Below are 13,902 nucleotides of genomic sequence, written 5' to 3'. Positions count from 1 at the left end.
AATCCACTGATTATGCACGGGTTTGGCAGGTAGGGCGGCTGCGACTCGCCGACGTATGCCGTCGCGAGGATTTGATCGACCTTCTGTGGACAAGTTAGCGTGAGGTCGAAAGTTATCCCCAGGCCATCCCAATTCTGCCTGGAGATCGCTACGGTATTGCTCACGCAGCGGTGGATAACTCTGTGAATACTTACCGGCGGCATCCGAAGCCGCCAACCCGACGAGAGTCACCGGGGGTCGACTCGTCCCTGGGTCGGGCCGACGGCATCCGCAACACAGACGAAGACGGGGAACGATGGCAGGCAGCGAAGAGCCCATTGCTGCGGCATGGCAGGACGTGCTCGGCAAGCTCGAGACGGACGACCGGATCACCCCGCAGTTGTACGGGTTCCTCAGCCTCGTCGAGCCCAAAGGCATCATGGCCGGCACCTTCTATCTGGAGGTGCCGAACGAATTCACCCGGGGGATGATCGAGCAGCGCAGCCGGCTTCCCCTCCTCAACGCCATCGGTGGGCTGGACGAAGCCCTTTCCGTCAACACTTTCGCGATCGTCGTCAACCCCGAGATCCAGCAGGAGTCGATGGCCGGTCCGACCGGCGAGCCCGACATGCCCTCGGCCTACATCGATCAGGGCCAGGCGCAGGCGCAGGCGGTGAGCGCACCCGTGAGCTCCCCGACCGAGATCACGGCTCCTCCGCGCGGAGGAGATACCCGCCTCAACTCCAAGTACAGCTTCGACAATTTCGTCATCGGGCAGTCCAACCGTTTCGCTCACGCCGCCGCTGTCGCCGTTGCCGAAGCACCCGCGAAGGCCTACAACCCGCTGTTCATCTACGGCGACTCGGGCCTCGGCAAGACCCACCTGCTCCACGCCATCGGTCACTACGCGATGAGTCTCTATCCCGGCATCCGGGTCCGGTACGTCTCGTCCGAAGAGTTCACCAACGACTTCATCAACTCAATCGCCAACAACCGCGGCTCCTCGTTCCAGGCGCGCTACCGAAACATCGACATCCTTCTGATCGACGACATCCAGTTCCTGCAGCGGGCGGTGGAGACGCAGGAGGCGTTCTTCCATACCTTCAACACGCTGCACGACCACAACAAGCAGGTGGTCATCACGTCCGACCTGCCTCCCAAGCTCTTGGTCGGCTTCGAGGACCGCATGCGGTCGCGCTTCGAGTGGGGCCTCATCACGGACGTCCAGGTCCCCGACCTCGAGACCCGAATCGCCATCCTGCGCAAGAAAGCGCAGAGCGAGAAGATCCAGGTCCCCGACGACATCCTCGAATTCATGGCGTCCAAGGTCTCGAGCAACATCCGCGAGCTCGAGGGGACGCTGATCCGCGTCACAGCCTTCGCCAGCCTGAACCGCACCCCGGTCGACATGCCGCTCGTCCAGACGGTCCTGAAGGACCTGATCACGCTCGACGACGACAACGTGATCGCGCCGACCGACATCATCACGAACACGGCCGAGTACTTCAAGCTCACCGTCGACGACCTCTACGGTTCCAGCCGTTCGCAGGCCGTGGCGACCGCGCGGCAGATCGCTATGTACCTCTGCCGTGAGCTGACGAACCTGTCGCTCCCGAAGATCGGACAGCTTTTCGGCGGCCGGGACCACACCACGGTGATGTACGCCAACAAGAAGATCAGCGAGCTCATGAAGGAGCGTCGCTCGATCTACAACCAGGTCACAGAGCTGACCAGCCGGATCAAGCAGAACCACCGCTACGGCAAGTAGCCAGGCGCATCGCTAGCGCAGAACTTATCCACATATCCATCCCCAGAGTGGGGACAAGGCGTTATTAACACTTGTGGATAACTTGTGGAAAGGTTCCGGAGAACTACAGCCTTAATGGGGACGACGGGCACGGTCCTGTGAAAACAGTCCGGGGACGGGTGTGGTGCCGCATCCCAGTGAACAGGGCGATTCCTCAGGCCATCAACAAGTCACGAAGGTGTAGTTCCCTGTGACTGCCTGGTCCAGCCCGAGTTATCCACAGTTTCCACAGCGGTTAACACGATTACTTCTTAACTCTTCTCATAGAGGGCAGACGACAACCTGAAGCGGTCGAGCGCTCGCCGCTTTCACGGCTCAGGCCAGGGGCTAGGATTTGACACGTCCGTTATCCGTGAGCCGACAGAGGTGACTTCGTGAAGTTCCAAGCCAATCGGGATGTGTTCAGCGAGGCCGTCTCCTTCGCGGTGAAGCTGCTCCCGCAGCGGACGACCCTGCCCATCCTGAGTGGTGTGCTGATCGAAACCACGGAGAACGGTCTCCAGTTGTCATCGTTCGACTACGAAGTCTCGGCGCAGACCGAGATCTCGGCCGACGTCGAGGAGCCGGGTCGCGTACTGGTCTCTGGCCGGCTGCTGGCCGAGATCGCGTCCAAGCTTCCGAACGCGCCCGTGCGGTTCTCGACCGAGGACAGCAAGATCGTGGTCCGTGCCGGATCCGCCAACTTCACGCTGCTGTCCATGCCCGTCGAGGAATACCCGAGCATTCCGCAGGTCAGCGGTGAGGCCGGGCTCGTTCCGGCAGACGAATTCGCGCAGGCCGTCTCGCAGGTGGGCGTCGCCGCCTCGCGGGACGACGTCACCCCGGTCATCACCGGCGTGCAGCTCGAGGTCGGGAACAACACGCTGGGCCTCGTCGCAACGGACCGCTACCGGGTCGCGGTGCGAGAGATCGACTGGGACAACGGCACCACCTCCGGCGAACCGGTCACCGCGCTCGTGCCCGCACGCACACTGACCGAGATCGGCAAGACCTTCGGTCACAGCGGCAACGTCTCGATCTCGATCACCAACCGCGACGACCGCGAGCTGATCGCGTTCACCGCGGACCGTAAGACGGTCACGTCTCTGCTGATCAAAGGCAATTTCCCGCCCGTACGCCGGCTCTTCCCCGAGCAGGTCGACAACTACGCGGTCATCAACACCGCTGAGCTCATCGAGGCGACCCGCCGTGTCGCTCTCGTTCTCGAGCGCGAGGCCGCGCTCCGCTACACCTTCACCGCCGACGGGCTGACGCTGGAAGCGATCGGTTCCGAGCAGGCGCAGGCATCCGAGAGCATCGACGCTCTTCTCACTGGCCAGGAGACGGTGGTTTCATTGAAGCCGCAGTTCCTGCTCGATGGTCTCGGCGCGGTGCACTCGGAATTCGTGCGCATCTCGTTCACGAAGACCGAGAACCCCAACAAGCCGGGCCCTGTGCTCATCACGAGCCAGACGTCCAAGGATCAGGCAGGCGCGGACTCGTACAAGTACCTGCTCCAGCCGAACCTGCTGCTGCGCTAGCGCCCGGCCACGGCAAGCAAGAGAAGAGAAGGACAATCATGCACATCGGCCTCATCGGTCTCGGACGCATGGGCAACAACATGCGTGCCCGGCTCGAGAAGAACGGCATCGACGTCACCGGTTACGACACGAACCCGGAGGTCTCGGACGTCGCGACCGTGGCCGACCTGGTCGCGGCGCTTCCCGCGCCTCGCACGGTCTGGGTGATGGTCCCCGCCGGCCAGATCACCGACTCGGTCATCCGTGAGCTCGAGCCCCTGCTCGAGAAGGGCGACCTGGTCATCGACGGCGGCAACTCCAAGTTCACGGAGGACTTCGCTCACGCCGAGCTGCTCGCACCCCGCGGCGTCGACTTCATGGATGTCGGAGTCTCCGGCGGGATCTGGGGTCTCGAGAACGGCTACGGCCTGATGGTCGGCGGATCCGCGGACCAGGTCCAGCGGGTGATGCCCGTCTTCGACGCCCTGCGTCCGGAAGGCCCGCGGGACGAGGGCTTCGTCCACGTCGGTGAGGTCGGCGCCGGCCACTACGCCAAGATGGTGCACAACGGCATCGAGTACGCGCTCATGCAGGCGTACGCCGAGGGCTACGAGCTGCTCGACACGCGCAAGGACATCATCAAGGACGTCACCGGAACCTTCAAAGCCTGGCAGCGCGGGACGGTCGTCCGATCCTGGCTGCTCGACCTGCTGGTCCGCGCCCTGGAGCAGGACCCCGAGTTCGAGCACATCGAAGGGTACGTGCAGGACTCCGGTGAGGGCCGTTGGACGGTCGAGGAGGCGCTCAACAACGCCGTCCCCGTGCCGACGATCAGCGCGTCCATCTTCGCGCGGTTCGTCTCGCGCCAGGAGGATTCTCCTGCGATGAAGGCGGTCGCCGCACTCCGCAACCAGTTCGGCGGCCACGCCGTGAAGGCCGTGGACTAGCGATTCTTTGCGTGTCACACATCTTTCTCTGACCGACTTCCGCAATTACCGCACGGCGGAAGTCCCGTTTGCGGCCGGCGCGAATCTTTTCGTCGGCCGCAACGGTCAGGGGAAGACCAACCTCGTGGAGTCGCTCGGTTACCTGAGTACTCTCGGATCCCATCGGGTGTCGAGCGACCAGGCGATGATCCGGAAGGATGCAGACGCCGCGATCGTGCGGGCCCGCATCCAGAACGACGGTCGCGAGCTGCTCGTCGAGATGCAGCTGAACCGCAGTTCCCCCAACCGGGCTCAGGTGAATCGCTCCGCGATCAAGCCGCGCGAGCTGCCCAGGTACTTCTCCAGCGTCCTGTTCGCCCCGGAAGACCTCGCGCTCGTCCGCGGCGAACCGGGCATCCGCCGGCGGTTCCTCGACCAGCTGCTCATCCAGCGCAACCCGCGCTTCTCTGCTGTCATCGCCGACTATGAACGGGTGGTCAAGCAACGCAACACGTTGCTGAAGTCGGCCCGCGCCTCGCGTGTCCGGGAGGACCAGCTCGGCACTCTCGACATCTGGGATGAGCGCCTCGTACAGCTGGGTTCGGAGCTGATGGATGCACGACTCGAGCTGGTCGCGCGGCTGAGCGATCCGCTGGTCGCCGCCTACCGGTCCGTTGCGGGCGACGATCATCATCCGAGACTCATCCCGCAACTGACCATCCATGGTGCCCGCATCGACGACGACGACGAGAGCAGTGCAGACGATGACGTAACCGGTACATCCGGTGTCGCCACGGCCGAGGCGTTCCGTCGCGCACTGACGAACGTCCGGCGCAAGGAGCTGGACCGCGGGCTCACGCTTGTCGGCCCGCACCGGGACGACGTGCTGTTCGAGCTCAACGGCCTGCCGGCGAAGGGGTATGCCAGCCATGGTGAGTCGTGGTCGTTCGCACTCGCCCTCAAGCTGGCGTCGGCCGAGCTGCTCCGGCGCGAGTCGACGACCGGTGATCCCGTCCTCATCCTCGACGATGTGTTCGCCGAACTCGATCAGGCGCGGAGGCGGATGCTGGCAACCGCCGTAGCCGGTTACGAGCAGGTGCTCATCACGGCGGCGGTGTTCGATGACGTTCCCGACGAGCTGACAGCGCACACCGTGCGGATCGAGGCCGGCGCGATCGTGGAGGCAACCGGTGTCTGACCGGACGAGTGAGGCATCGGCCGTCTACCTGCGCCTCAAGACCCTCTTTACAGGAACGCCCGCGCGGCGGAAGCGCGCAGTGACCGGGCGCGACGGAGATCCCCTCAGCAAGCCCTTCGGCAGCGGACGCGACCCTCACGGTGTCGGGGATGTGATGGATGCCCTGGCGACCCAGCTGGGCTGGACGTCGGCATTGGCCCAGTCCGATCTCCTCGAGCAGTGGCGGGAGCTGGCCGGCGAGGAGACCGCCAAGCACGCCATCCCGGACCAGATAACGGACGGCGTTCTCGTCATCCGCTGCGACTCCACCGCCTGGGCGACGCAGCTCCGGATGATGCGTACGGAGCTCCTGAAGCGCATCGCGGAGCAGTTCCCGGAGGCAGGCATCGAGTCGATCCGTTTCCAGGGGCCGGACTCCCCCTCGTGGAAAAGGGGCCCCAGGTCGATTCCAGGGCGTGGCCCGCGCGATACTTACGGCTGAGGGCACAAAAGAGGTCGCCAGCGCGCAGAAAATGCGTCAGACGGCCGTTTTCCGGCATTTCGAACGCTGGCTCTTGGTAGGATGGACTGTCACGATTAAGTGCGGTCAGGAGCCCAATTCATATGACGATGGAACCGAACGCAGCCCGGGAAGAGCACGAATACGGCGCGAATGAGATCCAGGTCCTCGAAGGTCTGGAAGCCGTTCGCAAGCGACCCGGAATGTACATCGGTTCGACCGGTCCCCGTGGTCTGCACCACCTGGTGTACGAGATCGTCGACAACTCCGTCGATGAGGCGCTCGCCGGCTATGCCGACAACATCGAGGTGACCATCCTCGCCGACGGCGCGGTGCGTGTCGTCGACAACGGTCGCGGCATCCCTGTCGACGAGCACCCGGTCGAGAAGAAGTCGACCGTCGAGGTCGTTCTCACGATCCTGCACGCCGGCGGCAAGTTCGGCGGTGGCGGCTACGCGGTCTCCGGCGGCCTGCACGGCGTCGGGAGCTCGGTCGTCAACGCGCTCTCTGCACGGCTCGACGTCGAGGTGCGCCGCCAGGGTCACGTGTGGCGGCAGAGCTACCGCGACGGCGTTCCCCAGGCTCCCCTCGAAAAGGGAGAGGCGTCGGACGAGACCGGCGTGACGATCACGTTCTGGCCGAGCCCGGTGACGTTCGAGACCGTCGAGTTCGATTACGAGACGCTTCGCACCAGGTTCCAGCAGATGGCGTTCCTTAATAAGGGACTGCAGATCGCGTTGACGGACGAGCGTCCGCCCGCGATCGAGCCCGTCGAGGGCGAGGTCGACGACGATGAGTTCGCTCCTCGGAACGACGTGTTCCTGTACGAGCGCGGACTGACGGACTACGTCCACTACCTCAACTCCACGAAGAAGGCGGAGGTCGTCCACGACGAGATCATCTCGTTCGAATCCGAGGGCAACGACCGCAAGATCGCGCTCGAGGTCGCGATGCAGTGGACCACCGGCTACAACGAGAGCGTCTTCACCTACGCCAACACGATCAACACGCACGAGGGCGGCACCCACGAAGAGGGCTTCCGCGCCGCGCTGACGACCCTGGTCAACAGGTATGCGCGCGAGAAGGGCATCCTGAAAGAGAAGGATGACAACCTCAGCGGTGACGACGTGCGCGAGGGTCTGACCGCGGTCATCTCCGTGAAGCTGGCAGAGCCCCAGTTCGAAGGCCAGACCAAGACCAAGCTCGGGAACACCGAGGCGAAGGCGTTCGTGCAGAAGGTGGTCGGTGACCAGCTCGGCGACTGGTTCGACCGCAATCCGAACCAGGCCAGGGACATCATCCGCAAGGCGCTCCAGGCGGCGACCGCGCGCCTCGCTGCCCGCAAGGCGCGCGAGACCGCGCGTCGCAAGGGCCTGCTCGAGAGCGGCGGGATGCCCGGCAAGCTCAAGGACTGCCAGTCGAAGGACCCGACGGTCTCCGAGATCTTCATCGTCGAGGGCGACTCGGCCGGCGGCTCCGCCGTGCAGGGCCGCAATCCCGAGACGCAGGCGATCCTGCCTCTCCGCGGCAAGATCCTGAACGTCGAGAAGGCGCGCCTCGACCGCGCGCTCGGCAACAACGAGGTCCAGGCGATGATCACGGCGTTCGGTGCCGGGATCGGGGAGGACTTCAACCCGGACAAGGCGCGGTACCACAAGATCGTGCTCATGGCCGACGCCGACGTCGATGGCCAGCACATCACGACGCTGCTGCTGACCCTGCTCTTCCGGTACATGCGCCCGATGATCGAACTCGGTTACGTGTACCTCGCGCAGCCGCCGCTCTACCGGCTCAAGTGGTCGAACGCCGAGCACGAGTACGTGTACTCCGACCGGGAGCGCGACGCCTTGATGGCCGAAGGAATCGCGGCCGGCAAGCGCATCCCGAAGGACAACGGAGTGCAGCGCTACAAGGGTCTCGGCGAGATGGACTACTCGGAGCTGTGGGAGACCACGATGAACCCCGAGACGCGGACCCTGCTCCAGGTGACGCTGGACGATGCGGCGGTGGCGGACGAGGTCTTCGCCACCCTGATGGGCGAGGATGTCGAATCACGACGCTCGTTCATCCAGAAGAACGCCAAGGACGTGCGGTTCCTCGACATCTGACGCTTCGGCGCCGATGAACTGCTCAGGACTACGAGGAAGAGAAGACTGTGACGGACGAAGAGAACGTGTCGGGCGATGGCGCCGGCTTCGGCATCCACGGGAGGATCGACCAGGTCGACCTCCAGTCGGAGATGCAGCGGTCGTACCTCGACTACGCCATGTCGGTCATCATCGGCCGTGCGCTGCCCGAGGTGCGCGACGGACTGAAGCCGGTCCACCGCCGTGTGATCTACGCGATGTTCGACGGCGGATACCGGCCCGATAAGGCGTTCTCCAAGTGCGCGCGCGTGGTCGGCGACGTGATGGGCCAGTTCCACCCGCACGGAGACACGGCGATCTACGACGCGCTGGTGCGTCTCGTCCAGCCGTGGAGCCTCCGCTACCCGCTGGCCCTGGGCCAGGGCAACTTCGGGTCGCCCGGAAACGACGGTGCCGCCGCCCCGCGATACACCGAGACGAAGATGGCGCCGCTCGCGCTGGAGATGGTCCGTGACATCGACGAGGAGACCGTCGATTTCCAGGACAACTACGACGGGCGTACCCAGGAGCCCGCTGTTCTCCCCAGCCGGTTCCCGAACCTGCTCGTCAACGGCTCCGTCGGTATCGCCGTCGGAATGGCGACGAACATCCCGCCGCACAACCTGCGCGAAGTCGCCGCCGGCGCCCTGTGGCACCTGCAGAACCCGGACGCACCGCGCGAGGAACTCCTCGAAGAGCTCATCAAGCGCATCAAGGGACCTGACTTCCCGACCGGCGCCCAGATCCTGGGAACGAAGGGCATCCACGACGCCTACCGCACGGGCCGCGGCTCGATCACCATGCGCGCGGTCGTCACCATCGAGGAGATCCAGGGCCGGGTCTGCCTCGTGGTCACCGAGCTTCCCTACCAGGTGAACCCGGACAACCTGGCGATCAAGATCGCCGATCTGGTCAAGGACGGACGCATCGGCGGCATAGCCGACATCCGGGATGAGACCTCCGGCCGCACCGGTCAGCGCCTCGTGATCGTGCTGAAGCGGGATGCGGTCGCCAAGGTCGTCCTCAACAACCTGTACAAGCACACTCAGCTGCAGGAGAACTTCGGCGCGAACATGCTCGCCATCGTCGACAACGTGCCCCGCACGCTGTCGCTCGATGGGTTCATCACGGCGTGGGTCGACCACCAGATCGAAGTGATCGTCCGCCGCACCCGCTTCCGCCTCCGCAAGGCGGAGGAGCGCGCGCACATCCTGCGCGGCTACCTCAAGGCGCTCGACGCGCTCGACGAGGTCATCGCGCTGATCCGCCGGTCGCCCACGGTCGACGACGCCCGGGAAGGCCTGAAGGGCCTGCTCGAGGTCGATGACGTGCAGGCGGACGCCATCCTCGCGATGCAGCTGCGTCGCCTGGCCGCTCTCGAGCGTCAGAAGATCATCGAGGAGGCCGCAGCGATCGAGAAGCAGATCGCGGAGTTCCACGCGATCCTCGATGACCCCGAACGTCAGCGGTCGATCGTGAGCGAAGAGCTCACCGAGATCGTCGACCGGTTCGGAGACGATCGTCGCACCGAGATCATGTTCGGTTACGACGGCGACATGAGCGTCGAAGACCTGATCCCCGAAGAGGAGATGGTCGTCACCGTCACCCGCGGCGGCTACATCAAGCGGACCCGGAGCGACAACTACCGCAGCCAGCACCGAGGCGGCAAGGGTGTGAAGGGAGCGCAGCTCCGCGGTGAGGATGTGGTCGACCACTTCTTCGTCACCACCACGCACCACTGGCTCCTCTTCTTCACCAACCAGGGTCGCGTGTACCGCGCCAAGACGTATGAGGTGCAGGAGGCCGGCCGTGACGCCAAGGGCCAGCACGTCGCCAACCTGCTCGCCCTGCAGCCGGATGAGGAGATCGCTGAGATCCTCGACATCCGCGACTACGAGGTGGCGAAGTACCTGGTGCTCGCCACCCGCGACGGTCTGATCAAGAAGACGGCACTGTCCGAGTACGACACGAACCGCACCGGCGGCATCATCGCGATCAAGCTGCGGGAAGGCGACGAACTCGTCTCCGCACTGCTGGTCGAGGAGGACTCCGACCTGCTGCTCGTCTCGCGGAAGGGCATGTCCATCCGCTTCACAGCCTCCGACGAAGCGCTGCGTCCGATGGGCCGATCGACCTCCGGCGTCATCGGAATGCACTTCCGTGGTGAGGACCGCCTGCTGGATGCGTCGGTCGTTTCGGACGAAGGCTACGTGTTTGTCGTCACCGAGGGCGGCTACGCGAAGCGCACCGCCGCCGACCAGTACCGCCTGCAGAACCGTGGCGGTCTGGGCATCAAGGTGGCCAAGTTGAGCGACGACCGCGGCGACCTGGTGGGCGCGCTCATCGTCGGCGAGGAGGACGAGGTCCTTGTGGTTCTTGCCAGCGGCAAGGTGGTACGCTCTGCCGTGGCCGAGGTACCCGCCAAGGGCCGCGACACCATGGGTGTCGTCTTTGCACGTTTTGCCGAGTCCGACAAGATCATCGCTCTGGCGAAGAATACCGAACGCGACCTCGAGTCCTCCATTCCCGCGGAGGATGCTGAGGCGGTCGGGAAGGAAGAAACCGTAGATGAGCAGTAGCGTCGCCGACAAACTCGCCAAGAAGTCGACCCGTCGACCCGCCTCCGCAAAGCAGGTGCGGCTGAAGCTGGTCTACATCGACTTCTGGTCGACAGTGAAGCTCTCGTTCCTGGCGGGCATCTGCCTCGCGATCATCGCGGTAGTCGGCACCTTCCTGGTGTGGACGGTGCTCGACCGGACAGGTATCTTCGACCAGATCAACAGCCTGTTCAAGGACATCTCCGGAGCCGGCGGCAGCGACCTGCGATCGATCCTGGGCCTCGGTCAGGTGATGGGCTTCTCGCTTATCGTCGCCATCCTCGACATCGTCGTGGTGACCGCGCTGGGTGCCGTGTTTGCACTGCTGTACAACCTATCGGTGAAGATAACAGGCGGCCTGCTCGTCGGGTTCACGAACAACTGACCGATTTCGCAATGGTCGGGCAGATCGGGTAGTCTCGTATCTGCCCATTCGGGGATATAGCTCAGGCGGTTAGAGCGCTTCGCTGATAACGAAGAGGTCCGAGGTTCAAGTCCTCGTATCCCCACTCTGTGTTCATGTGTGAACGGTGTTCATTGTGAACGCGGCTTCATTCGGGGCCTTAGCTCAGTTGGTAGAGCGCCTGCTTTGCAAGCAGGATGTCAGGAGTTCGAATCTCCTAGGCTCCACAGTTTCCTCCCACGTATCCCTCCCACAGTTCTTCACGAGCCCGGCGCGACGATCGGCCGGGCCGGGAACGGGCTCGAGTACGAGACGCTCGTCGTGACACTGCCGAGCGTTCCGACCTGGCCGCTGATCTCCTCGAGGTGACGCATCGACGTGGCCACGACCTTCAGGATGAAGCAGTCGTCCCCTGTGACATGGTGCGCCTCCACCACCTCCGGAATACCGGCCAGCAGGTCGTGCAGCGGACCGTACTGACTGCTCGGGTAGCGGAGGCGCAGGAACGCGAGGATGCCGTAGCCGAGCCGGTCGGGGTCGATCACGGCCCGGTATCCCGCGATCACTCCTGCCTCCTCCAGGCGCCGGACGCGTTCGGCCACAGCGCTGTTGGACATGTGGACCGTGCGTGCGAGTTCCGCGATCGTCTGCCGGCCGTCGCGCTGCAGCTCGGCCAGGAGGAGGCGATCGACGCTGTCGGCGACGAATGGAGAAGTGACGGTCATGCCGCGATTCTTCCACGAGATCGACGGTCGAATCGGTCGGATGCCGTGAATCGTCGGTTCACCCGATCGGCGTCTTTCCGTAGCCTCGAATCATGACGACGATCACTTCTGAAGCCACGGATCATTTCGCGGCCAAGCTCCGGTTCGAGACCGACCCGTCCGATGTGAAAGCGGCGATGGATGCGGCAGAGCGTTTCGTTCTGGTCGACAGCAGGGGAGAGGCGGCTTGGCGGCAAGGTCGCATCGAGGGTGCGATCCACCTCCCGACCGCCGAGATCGCCGAGCGCGCGACGACGCTCATTCCCGCTGACATGCCCGTCGTCGTGTACTGCTGGGGCCCGGGATGCAATGGATCCACCCGCGCGGCGCTCGCCTTCAGCCTCCTCGGGTACGAGGTACGCGAGATGATCGGGGGAGTCGAGTACTGGGCGCGTGAGGGACACCCCGTCGTCGACGACGCGGGGCGAGTGCACCGCGAGCTGGACCTGCTCACCGCGCCCGCCGGCGCCATCGACTGCGCCTGCTGAACCTCGTTCTCCGGGCCTACCGTCTACTTGAGGAGCCGGGAGAGGACGCGGTCGGCGAGGGGCTTGCCGCCCGTCTGGCAGGTGGGGCAGTACTGGAACGTCGAGTCGTGGAAGATGACCTGACGGATCGTGTCGCCGCAGACGGGGCATGCCTCGCCGGTGCGACCGTGCACGCGGAGGTTGGACTTCTTCTCGCTCTTGAGCTCGGATGCGGCCAGGCCATCGGCGCGCGCCAGCGCCTCGCGCAACGTGGACTGAAGCGCGACATAGAGGCGTGCCACGTCGTCGGCCGCCATGTTCGCCGGTTTGTACGGCGACATTTTGGCTACGTGGAGGATCTCATCCGAATACGCGTTGCCGATGCCAGCGATCAGGGACTGGTTGCGGAGGACGCCCTTGATCTGCGCCCGGCCCTGGTCCCCGAGGATGGCCGCGAAGACGTCCTCGGTGAACGACGGATCGAGCGGGTCCGGTCCCAACCTGGCGATTCCCGGAACCTCGGACGGGTCATGCACGACGTAGATGGCCAGGCTCTTCTTCGTCCCGGCCTCCGTGATGTCGAGTCCGGAGCCGTCGTCCAGCACCAGCCGGGCGGCCAGCGGACCCTTGCCGAGCCGTCCTGTCGCCGGGGGAGGGGCCGCATTCCGCCAACGGATCCATCCTGCACGGGCCAGATGAATGACGATATGCAGCTCGCCCGCGGCGATGTCGAGAAACTTGCCGTGACGACTCACCCCGCCAATCGTCAGGCCGTGCAACGCGTCGACGGGCGGATCGAAGGTCTTCAACGCAGAGAACGCAGCGATGCTCATGCGGTCGATGACACGACCCTTCAACCGGCCATCGAGGTCGGCGGCAAGAGCGGTGACTTCCGGGAGTTCGGGCATCACCACTAGTTTGCCCCCGACCTCGGACATCGGCAGTAGGGTGATGCGGTGGATATCAGAGTGGCGGCCTACGGCGTGATCACGGAGGGCGACCGCATCCTGCTCGCGCACTGGAACGAGAGCGGGCGATCCGGGTGGACGCTACCGGGAGGCGGCATCGACCCAGGGGAGGACCCGGTCGACGCTGTCGTCCGTGAGATCGCGGAGGAGACCGGGTACTCGGCGGAAGCGGGTGAGTTGCTCGGAATCGACTCCAAGGTGATTCCGGCCGAGCACCGGTTCGTGCCGGATGCGGGTCCGCTGCACGCGCTCCGCATCGTGTACCGCGCCACAGTCACGGGCGGAGCCCTCACGAACGAGCGCGATGGGACGACGGACGAGGCCGCCTGGTTCTCGCTGGAGAGCATCCCGAACCGCCGGGTCGAGCTCGTCGACATCGCTCTCGCGATGGCCGGGCTCCGCAGCGCGGACTAGGCCGCAGTGGCGCGGCGCTGCTCGCCGGGCACGAGGATCCACATCGCGATGTAGGCGATGAACTGCGGACCGGGGAGCAGGCAGGACAGCAGGAAGAGGACGCGCACGGTCCAGGGCCGCAGTCCGAAACGGAGAGCGAGGCCTGCGCACACGCCGGCGAGGATGCGGCCGTGGATGGGACGGTAGAGAGTGTTCATGCTCTCCACGTTCTCAGCAGGCGCGCATCCTCACCATCGGGGAAACCCCCGAAAACAC

General features: G+C 64.8%; 13 protein-coding genes and 2 tRNA genes. 12 read left to right on the top strand and 3 right to left on the bottom strand.

The genetic code is table 11. The features are described from left to right. Positions 1 to 295 precede the first annotated feature (295 nt). From dnaA to P3F85_RS16195, 10 genes are all read left to right on the top strand, one after another. Positions 296 to 1,747, top strand: coding sequence for a chromosomal replication initiator protein DnaA (gene dnaA, locus P3F85_RS16240; RefSeq protein ID WP_374008880.1), 1,452 nt, complete (start codon positions 296 to 298; stop codon positions 1,745 to 1,747). Positions 1,748 to 2,160: 413 nt separating this feature from the next. After that, positions 2,161 to 3,306: a DNA polymerase III subunit beta gene (gene dnaN / locus P3F85_RS16235; protein ID WP_374008879.1), complete on the top strand. Its 1,146-nt coding sequence runs from the start codon at positions 2,161 to 2,163 to the stop codon at positions 3,304 to 3,306. Positions 3,307 to 3,344: 38 nt separating this feature from the next. Then, positions 3,345 to 4,232, top strand: coding sequence for a phosphogluconate dehydrogenase (NAD(+)-dependent, decarboxylating) (gene gnd, locus P3F85_RS16230; protein ID WP_374008878.1), 888 nt, complete (start codon positions 3,345 to 3,347; stop codon positions 4,230 to 4,232). A gap of 7 nt (positions 4,233 to 4,239) precedes the next feature. Further along, positions 4,240 to 5,409 carry a DNA replication/repair protein RecF gene (gene recF / locus P3F85_RS16225; protein ID WP_374008877.1) on the top strand — a complete coding sequence of 390 codons (1,170 nt, stop codon included), beginning with the start codon at positions 4,240 to 4,242 and terminating at the stop codon, positions 5,407 to 5,409. After that, positions 5,402 to 5,890: a DUF721 domain-containing protein gene (locus P3F85_RS16220; RefSeq protein ID WP_374008876.1), complete on the top strand. Its 489-nt coding sequence runs from the start codon at positions 5,402 to 5,404 to the stop codon at positions 5,888 to 5,890. Before recF ends, P3F85_RS16220 begins: the two co-directional genes overlap by 8 nt. Positions 5,891 to 6,012: 122 nt before the next feature. Next, the gene (gene gyrB, locus P3F85_RS16215) at positions 6,013 to 8,016 is read left to right on the top strand and encodes a DNA topoisomerase (ATP-hydrolyzing) subunit B (protein ID WP_374008875.1); all 2,004 of its coding nucleotides are present in this window, start codon (positions 6,013 to 6,015) and stop codon (positions 8,014 to 8,016) included. A 47-nt stretch (positions 8,017 to 8,063) separates the two neighbouring features. Further along, positions 8,064 to 10,613, top strand: coding sequence for a DNA gyrase subunit A (gene gyrA, locus P3F85_RS16210; protein ID WP_374008874.1), 2,550 nt, complete (start codon positions 8,064 to 8,066; stop codon positions 10,611 to 10,613). Next, complete coding sequence (locus P3F85_RS16205; protein ID WP_374008873.1) at positions 10,603 to 11,016, top strand: DUF3566 domain-containing protein; 414 nt, start codon at positions 10,603 to 10,605, stop codon at positions 11,014 to 11,016. The genes gyrA and P3F85_RS16205 overlap by 11 nt, the downstream gene beginning before the upstream one ends. 50 nt (positions 11,017 to 11,066) lie before the next feature. Further along, a tRNA-Ile gene (locus P3F85_RS16200) sits at positions 11,067 to 11,140 on the top strand. A 48-nt stretch (positions 11,141 to 11,188) separates the two neighbouring features. After that, positions 11,189 to 11,261 (top strand) — tRNA-Ala (locus P3F85_RS16195). A 33-nt stretch (positions 11,262 to 11,294) separates the two neighbouring features. On the opposite strand, the gene P3F85_RS16190 is transcribed toward P3F85_RS16195, so the two are convergent. Beyond that, positions 11,295 to 11,759 carry an Lrp/AsnC family transcriptional regulator gene (locus P3F85_RS16190; protein ID WP_374008872.1) on the bottom strand — a complete coding sequence of 155 codons (465 nt, stop codon included), beginning with the start codon at positions 11,757 to 11,759 and terminating at the stop codon, positions 11,295 to 11,297. Between the two features lie 92 nt (positions 11,760 to 11,851). Between P3F85_RS16190 and P3F85_RS16185 the strand changes: the two genes are divergently transcribed. Beyond that, positions 11,852 to 12,286 carry a rhodanese-like domain-containing protein gene (locus P3F85_RS16185; RefSeq protein ID WP_374008871.1) on the top strand — a complete coding sequence of 145 codons (435 nt, stop codon included), beginning with the start codon at positions 11,852 to 11,854 and terminating at the stop codon, positions 12,284 to 12,286. 23 nt (positions 12,287 to 12,309) lie between these two features. On the opposite strand, the gene P3F85_RS16180 is transcribed toward P3F85_RS16185, so the two are convergent. Beyond that, positions 12,310 to 13,173 (bottom strand): Fpg/Nei family DNA glycosylase, encoded by an 864-nt coding sequence (locus P3F85_RS16180; protein ID WP_374010959.1) that lies wholly within the window; start codon positions 13,171 to 13,173, stop codon positions 12,310 to 12,312. A 48-nt stretch (positions 13,174 to 13,221) separates the two neighbouring features. Here P3F85_RS16180 and P3F85_RS16175 point away from each other — a divergent pair, with 48 nt between their 5' ends. Further along, positions 13,222 to 13,647, top strand: a complete 426-nt coding sequence (locus tag P3F85_RS16175; RefSeq protein WP_374008870.1) for an NUDIX hydrolase — start codon at positions 13,222 to 13,224, stop codon at positions 13,645 to 13,647. On the opposite strand, the gene P3F85_RS16170 is transcribed toward P3F85_RS16175, so the two are convergent. After that, positions 13,644 to 13,844, bottom strand: a complete 201-nt coding sequence (locus tag P3F85_RS16170; RefSeq protein ID WP_374008869.1) for a PspC domain-containing protein — start codon at positions 13,842 to 13,844, stop codon at positions 13,644 to 13,646. The genes P3F85_RS16175 and P3F85_RS16170 overlap by 4 nt on opposite strands. Positions 13,845 to 13,902 lie beyond the last annotated feature (58 nt).

This window comes from Leifsonia sp. T36S-04, from assembly GCF_042465655.1.
In the GTDB taxonomy this organism is placed as follows: domain Bacteria; phylum Actinomycetota; class Actinomycetes; order Actinomycetales; family Microbacteriaceae; genus Leifsonia.
The sequence above is the reverse complement of the archived record's forward strand: the minus strand, read 5'-3'. Positions and strand labels throughout refer to the sequence as shown.

Bases quoted from the DNA above. Each gene is read 5' to 3' on its own strand.
- dnaA (WP_374008880.1), top strand. From the start codon at position 296: ATGGCAGGCAGCGAAGAGCCCATTGCTGCGGCATGGCAGGACGTGCTC.
- gnd (WP_374008878.1), top strand. From the start codon at position 3,345: ATGCACATCGGCCTCATCGGTCTCGGACGCATGGGCAACAACATGCGT.
- gyrB (WP_374008875.1), top strand. From the start codon at position 6,013: ATGACGATGGAACCGAACGCAGCCCGGGAAGAGCACGAATACGGCGCG.
- P3F85_RS16205 (WP_374008873.1), top strand. From the start codon at position 10,603: ATGAGCAGTAGCGTCGCCGACAAACTCGCCAAGAAGTCGACCCGTCGA.
- P3F85_RS16190 (WP_374008872.1), bottom strand. From the start codon at position 11,759: ATGACCGTCACTTCTCCATTCGTCGCCGACAGCGTCGATCGCCTCCTC.
- P3F85_RS16185 (WP_374008871.1), top strand. From the start codon at position 11,852: ATGACGACGATCACTTCTGAAGCCACGGATCATTTCGCGGCCAAGCTC.
- P3F85_RS16180 (WP_374010959.1), bottom strand. From the start codon at position 13,173: ATGCCCGAACTCCCGGAAGTCACCGCTCTTGCCGCCGACCTCGATGGC.
- P3F85_RS16170 (WP_374008869.1), bottom strand. From the start codon at position 13,844: ATGAACACTCTCTACCGTCCCATCCACGGCCGCATCCTCGCCGGCGTG.